This is a genomic window from Streptomyces sp. 142MFCol3.1 (genome assembly GCF_000424945.1).
Lineage (GTDB): Bacteria > Actinomycetota > Actinomycetes > Streptomycetales > Streptomycetaceae > Streptomyces > Streptomyces siamensis.
The window spans coordinates 91,717-109,426 of sequence record NZ_AUKV01000006.1; the positions used below are offsets into that span (position 1 = coordinate 91,717).

Sequence of the window (17,710 nt, forward strand, 5' to 3'; positions counted from 1 at the left end):
GCGCGCCGTCCCGGCCGCCGTGGCTCCGGGCCGGCGCCGTCAGCGGGCGACGCTCTCGACCGGCCGCTGGGCCGACGCGGACGCTTCACGCTCTTCGGAGGTCGGGGACAGGGCGACGAAGGCCGACGTCAGGAAGAGGTAGGACCCGAGGCCGACGGCGAGGGGGAAGATGAACTGCATCGCCGTGGCCCCGGGGAGTGTCCCGCCGGAGGGGCTGACCCGCACGCCCACCGCCATCATTCCTGTGTAGTGCATGCTGCTCACCGCCCCGCCCATGACGAGGGACGCGAGGGCGACCGCCACCGGTGACTTGATGTTGAGCGCCGCCCACAGAGCCGCGGTCGCCGCGACTACTGCGATCGCGACGGAGAGGGCGACGAGCGTCGGGTCGTAGTGCACTTGGCCGTGCAATCTCAGCGCGGCCATGCCCAGGTAGTGCATGCTCGCGACGCCGAGCCCGGTGGTGAGGCCGCCCAGAACGAGCGCGCGGCCCCGGTCACGGCCGTAGCCTACGGCGAAGACGCCGGCACCGACGACGACCATGGCGACGATCAGGCTGAGTACGGTCAGCGGCACGTCGTAGCGCATTTCGGTGCCGCTGACGCTGAAGCCGAGCATCGCCACGAAGTGCATGGTCCAGATGCCGGTGCCGATCGCGGAGGCCGCGGTGAGCAGCCAGTTGCGGCGCGAGCGTCCGGTCGCGGCGAGCGCGCGGACGGTGCAGCGCAGCCCGAGGGCGGCGCCTATGCAGGCCATCACGTACGACAGTACGGGGGTCAGCCAGCCGAATGCGGCGTGGTCCAGGTGTCCCATGGCCCAGGGACGCTAGTCCCGGCAGGGGCGCACAACGGGAGCGCATTTCGAAAGCTGTTGGAATATGACGAAGAGGTGTACTTGGACGATCGTGTCACGCCCGAACGTGTGCGCCACGACGTCCATCGTGTCGGTGAGAGATCATGCGGAACATGAGCGACGACCACACACATGTCCAGGAGTTCTTCGCGGCTCGCGCGGCCGGCTGGGACGCCCGCTTCCCCGACGACGGGCCGGCCTACGCGGCCGCGGTCGCCGCGATGAGCCTGCGTGAGGGCGACCGCGTGCTCGACGCGGGCTGCGGTACCGGAAGGGCTCTACCGCCCCTGCGCGCGGTCGTGGGGGCCTCGGGAGCGGTCATCGGGGCCGATCTGACTCAGGCCATGCTGGAGGCCGCCGTGCGGGCAGGACGCGACCGCGACGGGCAGCTGCTGCTGACCGACGTCGCCGCGCTGCCCCTGCGCACGGAGTCGTTGGACGCGGTGTTCGGAGCGGGTCTTGTCTCGCATCTGCCCGAGCCGGCCGAGAATCTGCGGGAGTTGGCCCGGGTGGTGCGGCCGGGCGGGACACTGGCGCTGTTCCACCCGGTCGGCCGGGCCGCTCTCGCGGCCCGGCAGGGCAGGCAGATCACCCCGGACGACCTGCGCGCGGAGGTCAATCTGCGTCCCGTGCTGGCGGACGCCGGGTGGGAGCTGACGTCGTACGTCGATGAGGACACCCGCTTCCTCGCGCTGGCCGCGCGACGCGGCTGACGCGTCCCTGGCGGACGTACCCCGCGACACGAGCGTCTGCGCCGCCGGCGCGGCGCGACCGACGCCTCAGAGAGTGCCCGCGACCGCAGCCGCGAAGACGTCGGGATTGTCGAACATGATGTTGTGCCCGGCGCCCGGCACGGTCACGACGCGCACTCCGGCGGCCTCCAGGGCTCCCCTGCCGGGCAGTTCACCGCTGGACTCGCCCTGGAGGTAGACACGCTCCACCGACAGAGCTTCGAGCAGGCGGCGCATCGTGGGGTTCGTGCCATGCCTCAGACCGGTCGCCGTGCGGTGCAGGGCGCGGGGGTCCGCGAGTCGCATGGTGGCCGCCCACAGGGGGCCGACCTTCTCCAGCACGCGCGCGTGGCCGCCGTTCTCGACGAAGTCGACCTCCTCGTAGGAGGCGATGCCGCTGCTGCCCGTGGTGCCCGGAGGATACGGATCGAGGTTGGCCTCCACCAGGACGAGCCGTGAGGCGAGATCGGGCCGCCGGTGGGCGAGCACGATGGCGACCGCACCGCCCATGCTGTGGGCGACGAGTTCCGCCTTGAAGACCCCGGCGGCGTCCATAGCGGCCGCCAGCGCGTCCGCGTGGTCCGCCAGGGTGTACCCGAAGTCCGCGGGCCGGTCGCTGATGCCGTGGCCGGGCAGATCGACGAACAGGGTGCGGCGGCCCGCCAGTTCGGGGCGGGCGGCGACGTGCGCGTGATAGACGGTCGAGGCCGCTCCCAGACCGTGCACGTACACCCGCGCCGGGTCCGCGCCCGCAGCCTCGGTCCAGCGGACACAGCTTCCCTTGTCGTCGAACTCGGCCTGCTTCATGCCTGTCTCCCCTGCCCTCATGGTTCCTCGTGTCCCCAAGAGCATACATCGATGTCGAGGTATTGCGGCTACGGGGTATTGAGGGGTCGATATACAGCGGGACTGCGGCACAATGGGGCCATGCTGGAGCTGACCATCCTCGGTTTTCTGTACGACGCCCCGCTGCACGGCTATGAGCTGCGCAAGCGCATCACCGCGCTGACCGGTCACGTGAAGCCCGTGGCCGAGAGCACGCTGTATCCGGCCATCAAGCGGCTGGAGAAGGCTGGCCTGCTGGAGCGGGCGACCCGCCCCGGATCGGTCGCCGCTCCGCGCCATGAACTGACCCTCACCGAGGAGGGCCGACGCGAACTGCGGCGCCGACTCGCAGAACCGTCGCGGAGCGACATCACCGACGAGAACCGCTGGTTCACCGTGCTCGCCTTCCTCCGGCACCTGGAGGACCCCGGCGCGCAGGCCGCCGTGCTGCGCCGTCGGCTCGCCTTCCTGGAGGAGCCGGCGAGCTTCTTCTACGACGACGACCGGCCGCTGCGCGCCGAGGAGTTGGACGACCCCTTCCGGCGCGGCATCCTCACGATCGCCCGCGCCACGAGTGAGGCCGAGCTGGCGTGGCTGCGGGAGACCGTCGCCTCACTCGACGCCGGCAGCAGGTGATCGACGCAACGTCACGGCCGTTCCCCCTTCTGCCGCCGGGACTTCAACTCTATGTTGAACAGCAGCAGATGAGCAGTCGACGATGGCAACCGCACTGGGGGAAGGTGGCCCGATGTCCGGCATGTTCGGCAGACTCCGCAAGATCTGGGGCAAGAAGGCGGCCGAGCGCAACGAGGAGCCCCGGCCCACGGCGCCCACCGCCGAGAGGCGCGCGCACAATCTCTTCGAAGCGGCCGCGGCGTACGTGTCGGCGTGCGCGGAGGACGACCAGGACCGGATCGACGAGGCGGCGGGATGGGTGTCTCCGGAGGCGCTGTCGTTCGGGGTGAACGAACTGGCGTGCCGTGCCGTGATCGCCTTGGCGCGGGAGCGCGACGAATCGCCGCGGGCGGTCGCCCGTACGCTCCTCGGGCTGCCCGCGGTGTGACCCGCGGTTACCCGGACGGCCGATTCGCCCCTGTCCAGCCGGAAAACTGCAGCTCCGCGTGTGTCGGGGACCCGTGACAAGCGGGTTCCGGTCGCATTAGGGTGCGCCGACGGACGTAGCGATCGGGAGGCTGGGATGGCCGGGACGGACGACGAAGCCGTCGCCACCGGGGACGAGGACGCACTGTATGTGCTGACGGCGGTGTTGCTGACACCGGCGAAGTTCCCCAGCGTGCTGGGCGACGACTACCCGGAGGCCTGCGCCGCGCTCGACCTCGCGCCGCTCGCCGACGGATACGGTCTGGTGCTCGGCCAGGACAGTGAGGGCGCCAGGTGGACGGTCGTCGTCGACGACGTGTCGCTGGTCGCCGTCGCCATCGCCGCCTGGGACTGCGGCATGGAGCAGGAACTCTCCCCTGACGAACGCACGGTCGTCGCCGCTCTGCCGGGCTGGCCCCTCGACGTGGCGGTGGCGGCCCCGGGGGTGCCTGCTCCGCACGATCCGTCGCCCGAGCTCACGGACCTGCCTCCCCTCGCTCCGCCGGACACGGCGACGTGGGGGCCGGCGCAGCGGCGCCTCGGTGCCGACGAGATCGCGCTCCAGTGGGCGACCTGGCGCGAGCAGATCGACGACGGCGACTTCGTGCAGCCGGGAGACGACGCGTCGAAGGGCGCAGCCGCACCCTCGGGGACCTCCGACGCCGAGACGTCGGAGAGCAAGACCTCCGAGAGTGAGGCCGGGAGCGCCTCGAAGGAGGACGGCGCCGGTTCCGGAGAGCTGCGCAGCGGTGTCCAGCGGGTGCTCGCGGAGGCCCGCGCCTACGTGGACACACCGCCGCCGCTCGGCCGGGTCCGCTCGTCCTTCGCCACGGGCGACGCCCGCACTCTGCGGGCCGACGGCCCCGGCTGGTCGCTGGTGGCAAGGACCGACGACATCGCGTTCGTCCTCCTCGACGAGGAGCCGGGCGAGGTCCTGCCCGTCGGTCGTGGTCCGGAGCTGCCCGGCCTCCTGGAGGCACTCGACAAGATGGCCGTACGCCCCAGCTGAACAGCCACGCCCCGGGCGACCCGGCGGAGTTGCCCTCACCGGGCGACCCCGCGGAGTCGCCCGGCGACACGGCCGAGTTGCCGCGCGCCGGGCCGCCCCGTGACGCGGGGCCTCGCCCGGCGGGGCGGTCCTCAGCAGTACTCGTCCGGGTCCACCAGGAGGGCGCTCACGGCCGTCTCGCGGTCCTCGTGGGCGCGCAGGGCGTCGAGCTCGGCTCGCCAGGGTTCGCTCCAGCGGGATCCCCGGCCTCCCATGCCGACCAGCGCGAGCGTGAGCGGTCCGCACGAGGGAGTCCGGCGGGCTCGGACGGCCCGCACCGCCTCGAGCAGCGCCGCGTTCACACGGGGACGGCCGACGTCCATGGACAGGTGCTCCATGGACCGCAGGCGCTCGGGCCGTTCCTCGTACTGCCGCAGCAGGCGTTCCCACCGGTGTTCCTCGTATTCGCCCTGTCGCACGCAGGCCATGGCCACGTGCCAGCTGAGGCGCGCGGCATCCGCGTGGAGCCCCACGGCTTCGAGGGTGTCCGCGAGCGTGTCGGCGACGGCGAAGGTCTGGGCCGCGCCGCGACCCGGCTGAAGGACGCCGGAGCACTCGTGCAGCCGTCTGAGGGCATCGGCACGGACCCCAGGATCCAGGGAGCGGGCGCGTTCCCTCAGGACGTCGAACGCGTCGCGCAGCAGGCCTTCGACGGTCGGCCCCGGTATGAGCAACGCCAACTGCCGACCGGCCGTTTCCCACACCCTGCGGGGCCTTTCCGGGGCGGTGAAGGCTTCGACGAGCGCCTTCATGGCGTCGCGGGCACCTGGTGGCAGCCACACGGGGAGCGCGCGGCACGCGCCGACGACCGTCTCTTCGTCACCCGTCTCGACGAGTCGCGCCAGAAAGGCCGCGTACGCCTCACGGTCGGCGACGCGCACGACGTCCACGCGCGCGTGGACGACGGCGTCCCGCACGGCGGCCTCTCCCGCCGCCTCGACGAGGCGCCGTGCGACGTCGGGGCGGTCGACCCTCGTGAGGAGGCCGCGGGCCAGCACGGCGCGGACGTCGGGATGCTGCCCCGGCACGTCCCATGCCGCCATCAGCGCTTCGAAAGCCTGCTCCCCGGGGAGGAGCCCCAGCACCCGGGCGGCCTCCTTGCGGGTCCCCACCGGGGCACCGGTCGCAGCCGCCACCGGTGCGAGCAGGGGCACGGTCTCGCGGTCGGGAAGCCGTCCCAGGAGCCGCCGGAGCGATGCCATCGCGGCCCGCCCTCGGACACCGCCGGCCGCCGCGTGCCGCAGAAGGACGTCGCGGAGGTCCTCCCTCGACTCGATGCCGGGTCCCTCGGCCAGCGCCGCGAGGGCTGCGGCCGCCACCGGTTGCGGGGCGCTCTCGGCCAGCGCCGTGAGCCGTCCGTGGTCGCGGACCAGGGCTGCCGCGTCGGCCCTGGAACGCAGCGGTGCGGCCTCGTCCGCGGCCACGCGCGCGTGGTGCTCCTCCCACTGTTCCCGCTGGCGGGGGAGCCACCGGCCGACGACACCGGCCGGCAGACCGGGCGCCCAGGCCGTGGCACGGGGACGCACCCGGCCAGAGAACCGTCCGAGAGCGGCGGTGAGGACGGGATCGAGCAGATCGGTGCGGCGCGCCGCGATCGTGCCCAGGACGACCGGAACGGTCGCGAACGTCGCGTCCGCGGCGATCAGTTCGCCACACCGCTGTTCCCTCGTGCGTGGTGACCGCACCCAGGCGGCAGCGGCGCGGGCCGCCAGTGCCGGATCGTCCGTTTCGAGCGCGGTCCGGTGTACTTGTGCTTCGAGGTCGGGCAGTGCGGCGAGGTGGTGCCCGAGGAGTTCCGCCACCGCGGTGCTCAGCTCGGCGCGGTGCGCAGCGGTCGAAGACACGGCGGACCACAGGGTTCGGGCGACCTCTTCGTCGATGTGGAGGGGTGTCACAGGTCCCGTGAACCGTTCCGTGGCGACGACCTGGCCGAGCAGTTCGACCGCGTACGCGGCCCGTTCGTGACGGCCGGTGGCGGCGGCGCGCTCGGCGACGCGCCGCGCCAGCCGTGCGGCCGCGGACAGGGAGGCGCTCGTGGAGTCACGGGACTGCACCGTGGTGAGGACGGCGTCGCGCAGGACCTGTTCGGGCAGGGCGGTGAGCAGGTGGGGCGCTGCTCCGGCGAGTTGCTGGAGGGCCGCGCGACGCACCTCGTCCTGGTCGTGCCAGGCCCGTTCGCAGTCACGCGCGATCCGCGCGAACCGGTCGGCGTCGCCTTCGAGTTCGGCACAGGCCAGCAGGGCCGGCCAGGCCAGGGCACGATGGTGGACCAGGTGGTCGGCGGCGAGCTCGCGCAGCAGCGGTTCGCCCTGGGCGAGGGGAAGGGCGGCGGCCAGGCGAGCTGCCGACCAGGGAGATCTCCGCTGCCGCCGCAGCCAGGGGGTGAGCAGGTCCGCGCGGTCGCCGGGGGCGAGCGCCGCCAGCGTGGTGAGCGCGACACCGCGCAACCGGCCGCGCGCCACCGTGCGGCTTTCCACGATGCGCAACCGCTCGGCGGGCGGCAGGAGTTGCAACAGTCCATCTGCCGCCACCTCGCGGCGGCCCGGCGCGCGTTCACGACTGCCGGTGGCTGGAAGGTGTTCGGCCAGCGTGATGAGGTCGTCGACGGCCAGGTCCTTCAGGGCCCTGCGTTGGGACGGCGGCAACGGCCCGGCGGGGATCGGGTACTCCCGGGGCTGTCCGTCGGTCCGTGGCCGGGCCGCGCGCAGCACCGCGAGCACGTCGGCGGGGCGCAGGAGGGCCGCGACGACGGCCGGTGGGGTGAGGAGGTCGGGCGCCCGCTCCAGGAGGGTCAGGGCCGCGGACGGGTCTCGTCCGGCGGCGACGGAGGCGACCGCCCGGTATCGGCGCACAATGGTCGCGGCCTCGTGGGGCGTTCTGTCTTCCCAGCGTCCGGCGAGGTGTTCCGCCACGGCGCCGGGTGCCGTGCGGGCCAGAGAATTGAGGGCCCCGATCGGTGCGTCGAGCCTGGGCAGCCACGCGAGCACGGTTGCGGGCGGGCAGGCGGACAGCAGGAGGGCCGCCTCCGGGGCACCGTGGCGCTCGTGGACCCGAGGCAGCATCCGCGCGGCGAGCGAACGTCGGCGGCTGAGCCTGAGGAGCCGGTAGGTGTCGTGACGGATCGCCCTGATGTCGCTCAGGACGAGACTTTCCAGGGCGTGTTCGGGAACGGGCAGCCGCAACGCGGCCGAGCGTGCACGGCGTCCCAGCAGCGGGTCCATGAGGGCTTCGGTCACCCGGTCGAGGTCGCGACGTGCGACGGCGAGGAAGAGACCGGTGTGCCGCTCGCCGGGATCCCCGGCGTCGAGGGACTGCTGGAGCGATGCGTACACGTGCGGAGTCAGCGTGCGGGCGTAGCGCGCGAGGGCGCTCATACGTGCCGGGAAGGGCAAGTGGTCGAAATGGGCCCTCAGCCAGGCGGGCGTCAGCGGCGCCGGCGGCATGTGGGACGGGGACTGCGGCGTCTGCGACGCCTCGTGTTCGGCCATCAGCGCTCACCGTGGAGCCGCTGGGCCTCCTCTCCATGCTTCATGCCGGCCATCGTCGGGGACGAGTGATCAAGTGCGCAACGGGTTTTCGTGGATCTGTGCTCTGGTCACCGAGGTGACGCACGTCGCTGCCCACCGTGGGGCGGCTCGAGCCGCTGTCAACTCCCGGTCGATACAGCGGCGTTTCACCTCCGGTGGGCCGATGCAGCGGCGTTTCAGCTCCGGTGGGCCGATGCAGCGGCGTTTCAGCTCCGGTGGGCCGACGGCCGCGCCTACTCGGCGACGCCCCTCTTCCCGGGGCATGACGTGCCGGGTTCCGTCCACCCGGTCGGAGCCCGGCCCTGCCCTTCGCACGGATCACTGTCCGTCAGGGAAGCGGTGTCACGCGGGCGATGCGAAGACCTGCACCGCGTACTTGCCGCTGACGGCGACGCCGGTGTCGACGTAGCTGCAATTGACCATGTTGCCGTGGTGGCCGGGACTCTTGATCCAGCCGTCGACGATGGTCTTGGCGTCGGTGGAGCTGCCCCAGGCCATGTTCTCGCCGACACCGATGGACTCGTTCGCGGTGTAGCCCGCGTCCTTGACCCGCTGCGCGTCGCTGGAGCCGTCGGAGCCGGTGTGGTTCGTCAGGTTGTTCTTCGACGCGTCGTCCGCGAAGACCTGGGCGGCCTTCGTGAGCTGGGCGTTCTCCTTGAGGGCGGGGCAGTTGGCCTTCGCGCGTTCGGCGTTGACCAGACTGAGGATCTCGCTGGACGTGGCCTGGACGGCATTCGGTGGGGTCGCCGGCACGGTGACCGTGGCGGCACCGGCGCCGGCTGCTCCGGCGAGCACCAGAAGGGGTGCCGCGCAGGTGGCGGCGCAGAGACGGCGTATTCGTGTGCTGGTGCGCATGGGTATGGCCTTCGATCGGAAGGGTGAATCCCCCGGGGGCCCGGATGCGGCGCGGGACCGCGGTCCTACACGCCCACACTGTGCGGCCGGCCGCGTGCGGCGCCGGCCGGTTCGGCCCGGCCGAGGGAGCGCGGAGTGGACGCGAGCACGGAATGCGGCCGTCCGGAGAATCTTGGCCACCGGCGGCCCCACCAGGAGCCCTGCGCCTGCGCTCGTACAACTCCACGTTACGCCCGGGGCGCCCGGGCCACGAATCCAGCCGGGAGGGGGGCTCGGACGCGCGGGGGCGTTGACGGCCCTGTCCGAGGAACGCTGTCCGAAGCGGGCGCTTTGCCGCTCCACACGCCTCGGCCCACGTGCGGTTACATCCGTCGGCCCCTGCCCACAGAAACCCGCGTAGCACCCCTTGGTGACACTTCATCAGTGACGACAGGTTGCGCTTCCAACGGGTGAATCCGGCCGTTCGGCACGTGGCGCTCCGGTCCCAGCGGGAAGCCCACTCTGCGTACCGGACCGTCGACGGACAGGGAGCGCCCCATGCCGAAGTTCCTCATTCAGGCCACCTACACGCCCGAGGGCACGAAGGGGCTGCTCGACGAAGGCGCAAGTGGCCGCCGCTCCGCCGTGGACCAGGTGGTGACCGGACTCGGCGGGACGGTCGAGGCCATGTACTTCGCCTTCGGGCAGGACGACATCGTGATCATCGTCGACTTCCCCGACCCGATCTCCATGGCCGCCGTGAGCCTCACCGTCAAGGCCAGCGGCGTCCTCCACACCCGGGCCACTCCGCTGCTCACGCTCGACGAGATCGACGAGGCCGCCCGTCGGCAGGTGCCCTTCCGCGCTCCCGGCCGGTAGCCCAACGGGCTTTCAGAACGGCCTGTTTCTCCATATGCGGCGTCCGTTCCATGTGGTCCGACCCCATGGTCGAGCCGGAAACTGTTCCGCACCATGAGGCAGCGCTTCGCTCCCCTTCAGCTCTCGCGCCCTGTCTCGGAGGCCGGTCATGCGTGTGTCTCGTGGTGTCCCCCTGTTCGCCGCAGCTCTGATGGTGTTGACCGTGCCGGGTTCCGCCTCGGCCGACGGCAGCGCGGGGCACTGTGCGCGGCAGGAGAGGGCCACGGTGCCCGGTGCGGCCCATCAGCAGAGTGCGTGCCTGGCCGACCTGACCACGTCGGGGCTCGCCGGGACCCCCTACACGGACATGGCCGATCAGGCGGGACTGACGGCCAAGGGCACGCGCAATCCTTCCGGGGTGCCCGGCGTGCAGATCGACGGGTACTTCCCCGACAGTTCGCACTTCAACGCCACGCACGGCTGGCAGCACGACGCGCAGTTCGTGATCCGGCTGCCCGACCACTGGAACGGCGGTCTGGTGGTCACCGGCGCGCCCGGCACGCGCAAGCAGTACGCGACCGACACGGCCATATCCGACCAGGTGCTCGCCCAGGGATACGCGTACGCCGCCACCGACAAGGGCAACGACGGAGCCGACTTCTACCGCGACGGGAAGCGGCCCGGTGACGCCGTCGCCGAGTGGAACGCGCGGACGACACAGCTCACCCGCGCGGCCCGGAAGGTCGTCGCCGAGCGGTACGGCCGGGCACCGCGACGCACGTACATGACGGGCATCTCCAACGGCGGCTACCTCACCCGGTGGCAGCTCGAGAACCACCCAGAGCTGTACGACGGCGGCGTCGACTGGGAGGGCGCGCTGTGGACCGCGCACGGGCCGAACCTGCTCACCTCGCTGCCGGCCGCCGTGGCGCGGACGCTCGGCTCGGCGGGCGACGGGGCCTTGTACGACGCGGGATTCGCCCACGGCTCCGAGTTCCTGTGGCCGTACCACGAGAAGGCCTACTGGGGAGTGACACAGAAGATCTACCGGGCCGAGTTCGACCCCTCGTACGACGCGGACTGCCCGGGCGTCTCGGCCGGGTCCTCCGCCGAACAGATCCTGGCACCGTGCGCCTCCGACGCAGCGTACGACTACGCCGCACGGCCGGCGTCCGTCCACCGCGCCGTGGCCCGGGTCGCCCTGTCCGGACGGATCGGCAAGCCCATGATCACGCTGCACGGCGACCTGGACGCACTGCTGCCCGTCGCGGCCGACTCCGACGTGTACGCGGGGATGATCGACGAGCAGGGCCGGGGAAGGCTGCACCGCTATTACGTGATCGAGGGCGGCACGCATGTGGACGGGCTGTACGACACCTACCCGGAGCGGCTGCGGCCGATCCTGCCCTGCTACCGGTCCGCGTTCGACGCGCTGACCGCCTGGGTGGAGCGGGGCGTCCGACCGCCCGCGGACCGTACCGTCGGCAGGCCCGCGAACGGGGACGTGCTCGCCTCCTGCGCGCTGGAGGGCGCACGACGTCGGTGACGCCTCAGCGGCCGAGCTCCTTGCGCGTGACGCGGCGCAGCCTGCGCCGCTGCGAGGGGTCCAGCGCAAGGTACGCGGCTGCCGGGACGCCCAGCACGATCAGGAAGGCGACCCACCAGGGTACCCAGATCAGCAGGATCAGGCCGACCGCCACGCCTCCTGCGGCGATCTTCGCGTTCTTCGACATGTGTGTCGCCTCCTCCGCGGCTGCTGCCGCTCTCTGTTCTGAGAACGGGTTCCCGTGTCCGACGGTTCCGGACCGCGACCCTGACGCGTCCCTGAGGCGCGCCCCTTACTGGACCCTGAGGTCTCACCCACCTCGCGCATGTGGCGCGGGGCCTGCCGGCAGCAGTCGACGAGCCAGGTCTCCGCGTAGTGGATACCCAACTCCTCGCAGTGCGCGCGCACCAGGGGGTGGGCGAGACGGAGAGGGGGCGCGGCACGCTGGGGAACAGGTGACGCATAACCGGATTTCCTAATTCCGGATCAGCAATCACCGGACAGCGGCACGATGGGGCGTACACGCCTATAGCAGCTTTCACCACCAATTGCCCGCCCCGCCCCTCACGCCTCACGCCGCACCCCTCACGCCTCACGCCTCACGCCTCACGCCTCACGCCGGAGTGCTGTACCCTCGGCGACCCGACCCGGTAGTCAAATTTGAGGAATGGTCATCGTCGAGCACAGGATTCCCGCGACGACTCCCGCCGAGATCGCCGAACTGGCCCGCTGCTGCGCCGTGTTCGTGCCGGCCGATCCGCCCCGGACCAGCCGCGTCGCGTTCTGGTGCCCGGAGGGCGACGTCCCCTCTCCCGCCGTGGCGTCCGGCTCCCCCGGGGATCTGACGGTCGCGCTGCCCGGCGAGGAGGGCGTCGAGCGTGTGGCCGTGCCCGCCGTGCTGCTGCCGGTGCGGGCCGCTCTGCCGTTGCTCACGCGCGCGCGTGCCGTCGCCGGGGCGCACCGGTCCGCCTCTTTCTGGAGCGCCGCGGCCGTGCTCGCCCTCCAGTTCGCCGCACGCGGACTGCTGCTGCCCGGCCTGTCCCCCGGCGACCACGACGCGTGGCGCGCGGGTCCGCTGCGCGCCCAGGACATGGAGCGCGTCCGCGAGCTTGCCGCCGCCATGCCTCCCGAGGCGCACGCGATCCCCCTGGACGACGTCGAACCGTTGCGGCTGCCCGATCCGGAACGGCTGTTGCGCGCGTTCCTGGACGCGGTCGCCGACGGGCTGCCCCGCTCGCCGGCGGCACCGCTCGCCGCGGGCGGACCTGCCTTCGCGGCGCCGGAGCCGCAACGCGTGCCCCAGCACCGTGCCTGGCTCGACGACGTCGCCGCCGTGCACGACTCGGACGTACGCATCTCTCTGCGCGTCGAGGTGCCGGGGCTGGAGCACGACGCGCCCGAGGACGCGCGGCTGGTGTTCCGGGCCGTCCTGCAGTTGCACAGCGTGAGCGATCCCTCTCTCGTCGCGGACGCCGCCGACGTGTGGTCGGTGTCCACCGGGTTCGGCCCGCGCGCGCGGATGGACGCCCTGCTCGCGCTGCGTCGCGCCGCACGCGTCTGGGCACCGCTGGCTCCGCTGCTCTCGGCGGCCGTGCCGGACACCGTGGAACTCGCCGAGGAGGAGATCGCCGAGCTCCTCGGCGAGGGCGCCCGCAGCCTGGCGTCGGCGGGTGTCGACGTGCACTGGCCCAAGGAACTGTCACGAAAGCTGACGACCGGCGCGGTCATCGGCCCGCCGGACGACGCGGACGATGCCCGCGGCGCCGCTCGGAACGCGGGCGGCGGCCCCGGGAAGGCCGGGTCGGACGCTCCCTCGTTCCTGTCCGCGGACGCCATGCTCGCCTTCGACTGGTGGTTCGCGCTGGGCGATCAGCAGCTCACCCGCGCGGAACTGGACCGGCTGGCCGAGGCGAACCGGCCCATCGTGCGACTGCGCGACCAGTGGGTCCTCGTGGACCCCCAGGAGGTGCGGCGCGCGCGGGCCCGGCTGGACCGGAAGGTCACGCCCATCGACGCGCTGAGCGCGGTTCTGATGGGCTCAACGGAGGTCGACGGGCGCAGGGTCGACGTACGCCCGACGGGGTGGCTGGCGGCCCTGCGGGAGCGGCTGGCGGACCCCGAGGGCCAGGAGCCGGTCGGACAGCCCGCCGCACTGGACGCGACGCTGCGCGACTATCAGGCACGGGGGCTCAACTGGCTCGCCCGCATGACCTCCCTGGGCCTGGGCGGCTGTCTCGCCGACGACATGGGCCTGGGCAAGACCATCACGCTGATCGCCCTGCACCTTCACCGGCAGACGGCCGAGTCGACCGCGGGACCCTCACTGGTGGTCTGCCCGGCCTCCTTGATGGGCAACTGGCAGCGCGAGATCGAGAGGTTCGCCCCTGGCACCCCCGTACGCCGCTTCCACGGTTCCAGGCGCTCCCTGGAAGGCCTGTCCGACGGCGAATTCGTCCTCACCACGTACGGCACGATGCGGCTCGACGCGCCGCGTATGGCCGAGGTGCCGTGGGGGATGGTGGTCGCGGACGAGGCCCAGCACGTGAAGAACCCCTACTCGGCCACGGCGCGGGCACTGCGCACGATCGGCGCACGATCGCGCGTGGCGCTCACCGGCACCCCCGTGGAGAACAACCTCTCGGAACTGTGGGCGATCCTCGACTGGACGACACCCGGCCTGCTCGGACCGCTCGGCGCCTTCCGCTCACGGTACGCGCAGGCGGTCGAGGGCGATCTGGACCCCGCGGCGGCCGAGCGGCTCGCCCGCCTCGTGGGGCCGTTCCTTCTGCGTCGCCGCAAGTCGGACCCGGGCATCGCGCCCGAGCTGCCGCCGAAGACGGAGACGGACCGCGCCGTGTCGCTGACCAAGGAGCAGGCGGGCCTGTACGAGGCCGTGGTGCGCGAGACCCTCGCGGAGATCTCGGAGGCGGACGGCGTCGCACGGCGCGGTCTGGTCATGAAGCTGCTGACCGGGCTGAAGCAGATCTGCAACCATCCGGCGCAGTTCCTCAAGGAATCCCAGCCAAGGGTTCCCGGCAGGTCGGGGAAGCTGGAGTTGCTGGACGAACTGCTCGACACGATCCTCTCCGAGGATGCGAGCGTCCTGGTCTTCACCCAGTACGTGCAGATGGCCCGCCTGATCGAGCGTCATCTGGCGAAGCGCGGTGTACCGACGCTGTTCCTGCACGGGGGAACACCCGTGACCGAGCGCGAGGCGATGGTGGAGCGCTTCCAGGAAGGTGAGGTCCCCGTCTTCCTGCTGTCGTTGAAGGCCGCCGGCACAGGGCTGAACCTCACGCGGGCCGAGCACGTCGTGCACTACGACCGTTGGTGGAACCCGGCCGTGGAAGCCCAGGCCACGGACCGCGCGTACCGCATCGGGCAGAGCCGCCCCGTCCAGGTGCACCGGCTCATCACCGAGGGGACCGTGGAAGACCGGATCGCCGACATGCTGCGGCACAAACAGCAACTGGCCGATGCCGTCCTGGGCTCCGGTGAGACCGCGCTCACGGAACTGACGGACGCGGAACTGGCCGACCTGGTGGAACTGCGAGGGGGCGCACGATGAAGGACCGTGACGAGGAACGCACGTTCGCCGCGCTTCCGCCCGCGCGCGGGCGGGGCTTCACGCGGACGTGGTGGGGCCTGGCATGGCTCAAGGCCCTGGAGGACGCGGCGTTGGACGCGGCGCAGGTGAAGACAGGCCGCAGGCTGGCACGCGCGGGTGCGGTGGGTGCCGTTTCCGTCCGCCCCGGGCGCATCACGGCCGTGGTCCAGGACAGCGACCGCACCGCCCACCGCGCGGACGTGCTGCTCCAGGAACTGTCCGACGAACAGTGGGACCGCTTCCTGGACATGGCCGTGGAGCGTGCCGGGCACGTCGCCGCGCTGCTCGACCACGACATGCCGCCGCATCTCGTCGAGGACGCGGCGACGGCCGGGATCGAGCTCCTGCCGGGACCCGGCGACCTGGAGGCGGCGTGCGACTGCGACGCCTGGGACCACTGCGGGCACACGGCCGCCCTCTGCTACCAGGTGGCGAGGCTGCTCGACCAGGACCCCTTCGTCCTGCTGCTGATGCGTGGGCGTTCCGAGCACGTCCTGCTGGACGAGCTCCACAAGCGCGGCAGCGCGCGGCAGCGGGAGCCGTCGGATGCAGCGCACGCGCGCGTGGAGGGCGTGGACGCGTCCGAGGCGTACACCGCCGGGGACATCCTGCCGTCACTGCCGCCTGTCGCCGAGCTGCCGGGCGAACCAGGCACGCCTCCCACCCTGGACGCCGAGACCGCACCCGCGCCCGGACTCACCCCGGCCGCCCTCGAGTTCCTCGCGGCCACCGCGGCGGGCGAGGCGTACCGGCTCCTCCGCGAGGCGCTCGCGGACGGGCACGGGCAGCAGGCGGTCGAGCAGGGGCTGTCGCTCGCCCAGGACGCGGTGCGGCTGGCCGCCACGGCCCCGGGCCAGGCTGTCCTCCAGCGACTGGCCGAGGGTTCGGGGCGCGACGCCGAGGCTCTGCGACTCGCCGTACGTGCCTGGCGTCTCGGGGGTGCGGCCGCGCTGTCGGTCCTTGAGGGCGCGTGGGCCGTGGAGGGCGAATCGCTGGCACGCGCGCGTGACGCCCTGGAGTCGGCCTGGGACGAGGACGAGCGGCCGCGGCTGGTCTCGGCCGACAACCGCTGGACAGTCGTCGGCATCGGCGGCAGTGGCATCCAGCTGCGCCTGGGCCGGGACGGCCGGTGGTGGCCGTACCGCGAGGAGCGGGGCCGGTGGGCCCCCGCCGGGCCGGCGGTACGGGACCCGGCGACGGCCCTCGCCGCGGCCGGAGGAGACCTGATGAATGGTTGACGCGCGGCGTTCATCTCGAGGTCGCCCCGCGTTGGATGTAGAGGCCAACTCTTGCCGCTGACACTGAACTTGTGCCCCAGGAGGCCTGATGTCCCCGCACGCCGTCGGCCGGCGCCGCGTCAACCGTTCCGTCGCAGCGGGCCTGCCGCTCGCCGTGCTGGCCGCCCTCGCGGTGGCCGGCTCCGCGAGCGCGGCCGGCAGCCCGGCGCAGCCGCAGGTGACGCGCACCGCCGCGCTCGGCGACGTCCCGCTCGGCGCGTTCAGCAACTCGCTGCTGCCGGGCACGGTGGACGACGACCGGGGTGTGGACCTGGGCGGCATCGGCAGCGACATCTACCCGGCGGGACGCAAGGACGAGTTCTGGACGGTCACCGACCGCGGCCCCAACGGCCAGATCAAGGTGGACGGCAAGAAGCGCCGGACCTTCCCCGTGCCGGGGTTCGACCCGGCGATCGTGAAGATCCGCGTGACCGGTGACAGCGTGGAGGTGATCGACGCGATCCCGATCACCGCGTCTTCCGGGAAGCCCGTCACCGGGTTGTCCAACCAGGCGGGACGCGACGAGGCACCGTACTCCTACGACGCGCTGACCCCACTCACCTTCAACCCGAACGGTGTGGACACCGAGGGGATCGTGCGCGCCGCGGACGGCACCTTCTGGCTCGTCGACGAGTACGGGCCGTCGCTGATCCACGTCTCCGCGCGCGGGAAGGTGCTCACGCGCTACGTGCCCAAGGGCCTGAACCTGACCGGCGCGGACTATCCGGTGGTGGAGGCGCTGCCGTCGGTCCTGCTGCACCGGAAGATCAACCGCGGTTTCGAAGGGCTTGCCCTGCTGCCCTGCGGCGACCTGGTGATGGCGCTGCAGAGCCCGCTCTCCCTGCCGGACGGCGCCGCGGGAGACGCCTCACGCACCACCAGGCTGGTGCGCTTCTCCCTCAAGAAGCGTGCCGTCACCGCCGAGTACGCGTACCGCTTCGACCCCGTGAACGTGGTCGACCCGAGCGAGGACGACACCTCGGAGCTCAAGATCTCCTCCGTGGTGGCCGTCGGAGGCGATCGGTTGCTCGTCGAGGAGCGCACCGACAAGGCTGCTCGTCTGCACCTGGTGAAGCTGTCACGGCACGCGGACATCCTCGGCGGCCCGTGGGACGACGACACGACCTCGCCCTCCCTGGAACAGCTCGACGACCCCGCTGCCGCCGATGTCCCGGTGCTGGGCAAGCACCTGGTCGTGGACCTGGGCACCGTCGCGGGGGTGCCCGGGAAGATCGAGGGCGTCGCGCGCGTGGATCACGACACGCTGGCCCTCGTCAACGACAACGACTTCGGGATGACCGACGGGTCAGGCGCGTTCGACGCGCAGGGCCGGCTGGTCGACAGCGGCATCGAGACGACGGTGACGTACGTGCGGCTGCCGCACGGCATCTGAGGTCTGCGCCCGCCGGTCACGTGCCACGCGCGCGTGGCACGTGACCGGCGGGCGCACGGGACGGCGACCGGCAGGCACGCGATCGCGCGGACACCGGCAGACTCGCGGTCG

Annotated in this window: 14 protein-coding genes; 9 read left to right on the plus strand and 5 right to left on the minus strand. The window is 72.3% G+C overall.

Annotated features, from left to right (window positions below; genetic code table 11):
• Positions 1 to 39: 39 nt before the first annotated feature.
• Positions 40 to 813: an MHYT domain-containing protein gene (locus H305_RS0110260; RefSeq protein WP_028800299.1), complete on the minus strand. Its 774-nt coding sequence runs from the start codon at positions 811 to 813 to the stop codon at positions 40 to 42.
• Positions 814 to 965: 152 nt separating this feature from the next.
• Between H305_RS0110260 and H305_RS0110265 the strand changes: the two genes are divergently transcribed.
• Complete coding sequence (locus H305_RS0110265) at positions 966 to 1,565, plus strand: class I SAM-dependent methyltransferase (RefSeq protein WP_037763448.1); 600 nt, start codon at positions 966 to 968, stop codon at positions 1,563 to 1,565.
• Positions 1,566 to 1,631: 66 nt separating this feature from the next.
• Here the strand turns inward: H305_RS0110265 and H305_RS0110270 are convergent, their stop codons facing one another.
• Positions 1,632 to 2,390 carry an alpha/beta fold hydrolase gene (locus H305_RS0110270; RefSeq protein WP_028800301.1) on the minus strand — a complete coding sequence of 253 codons (759 nt, stop codon included), beginning with the start codon at positions 2,388 to 2,390 and terminating at the stop codon, positions 1,632 to 1,634.
• 120 nt (positions 2,391 to 2,510) lie between these two features.
• On the opposite strand from H305_RS0110270, the gene H305_RS0110275 reads away from it, so the two are divergent.
• From H305_RS0110275 to H305_RS0110285, 3 genes are all read left to right on the plus strand, one after another.
• Positions 2,511 to 3,044 carry a PadR family transcriptional regulator gene (locus H305_RS0110275; protein WP_028800302.1) on the plus strand — a complete coding sequence of 178 codons (534 nt, stop codon included), beginning with the start codon at positions 2,511 to 2,513 and terminating at the stop codon, positions 3,042 to 3,044.
• Positions 3,045 to 3,165: 121 nt separating this feature from the next.
• Positions 3,166 to 3,471 (plus strand): hypothetical protein, encoded by a 306-nt coding sequence (locus H305_RS0110280; RefSeq protein ID WP_028800303.1) that lies wholly within the window; start codon positions 3,166 to 3,168, stop codon positions 3,469 to 3,471.
• Between the two features lie 135 nt (positions 3,472 to 3,606).
• Positions 3,607 to 4,518 carry a hypothetical protein gene (locus tag H305_RS0110285; protein ID WP_028800304.1) on the plus strand — a complete coding sequence of 304 codons (912 nt, stop codon included), beginning with the start codon at positions 3,607 to 3,609 and terminating at the stop codon, positions 4,516 to 4,518.
• Positions 4,519 to 4,649: 131 nt separating this feature from the next.
• Here H305_RS0110285 and H305_RS45335 read toward each other — a convergent pair whose 3' ends face one another.
• Positions 4,650 to 8,045: a hypothetical protein gene (locus tag H305_RS45335; protein WP_037763354.1), complete on the minus strand. Its 3,396-nt coding sequence runs from the start codon at positions 8,043 to 8,045 to the stop codon at positions 4,650 to 4,652.
• A 381-nt stretch (positions 8,046 to 8,426) separates the two neighbouring features.
• Complete coding sequence (locus H305_RS45340; protein ID WP_051370507.1) at positions 8,427 to 8,939, minus strand: CAP domain-containing protein; 513 nt, start codon at positions 8,937 to 8,939, stop codon at positions 8,427 to 8,429.
• Between the two features lie 537 nt (positions 8,940 to 9,476).
• Between H305_RS45340 and H305_RS0110305 the strand changes: the two genes are divergently transcribed.
• The gene (locus tag H305_RS0110305; RefSeq protein ID WP_028800306.1) at positions 9,477 to 9,797 is read left to right on the plus strand and encodes a GYD domain-containing protein; all 321 of its coding nucleotides are present in this window, start codon (positions 9,477 to 9,479) and stop codon (positions 9,795 to 9,797) included.
• A gap of 148 nt (positions 9,798 to 9,945) precedes the next feature.
• Positions 9,946 to 11,322, plus strand: coding sequence for a tannase/feruloyl esterase family alpha/beta hydrolase (locus H305_RS0110310; protein ID WP_028800307.1), 1,377 nt, complete (start codon positions 9,946 to 9,948; stop codon positions 11,320 to 11,322).
• Between the two features lie 4 nt (positions 11,323 to 11,326).
• Here H305_RS0110310 and H305_RS0110315 read toward each other — a convergent pair whose 3' ends face one another.
• Positions 11,327 to 11,509: a hypothetical protein gene (locus H305_RS0110315; protein WP_028800308.1), complete on the minus strand. Its 183-nt coding sequence runs from the start codon at positions 11,507 to 11,509 to the stop codon at positions 11,327 to 11,329.
• Between the two features lie 480 nt (positions 11,510 to 11,989).
• Between H305_RS0110315 and H305_RS0110320 the strand changes: the two genes are divergently transcribed.
• From H305_RS0110320 to H305_RS0110330, 3 genes are all read left to right on the plus strand, one after another.
• A complete protein-coding gene (locus tag H305_RS0110320) occupies positions 11,990 to 14,890 on the plus strand; it encodes a DEAD/DEAH box helicase (RefSeq protein WP_037763357.1) in 2,901 nt (966 codons plus the stop codon).
• Entirely contained in the window at positions 14,887 to 16,167 is a 1,281-nt protein-coding gene (locus H305_RS45345; RefSeq protein WP_037763361.1) for an SWF or SNF family helicase, read from the plus strand. Before H305_RS0110320 ends, H305_RS45345 begins: the two co-directional genes overlap by 4 nt.
• Positions 16,168 to 16,255: 88 nt before the next feature.
• Positions 16,256 to 17,599: an esterase-like activity of phytase family protein gene (locus H305_RS0110330; protein ID WP_028800310.1), complete on the plus strand. Its 1,344-nt coding sequence runs from the start codon at positions 16,256 to 16,258 to the stop codon at positions 17,597 to 17,599.
• Positions 17,600 to 17,710 lie beyond the last annotated feature (111 nt).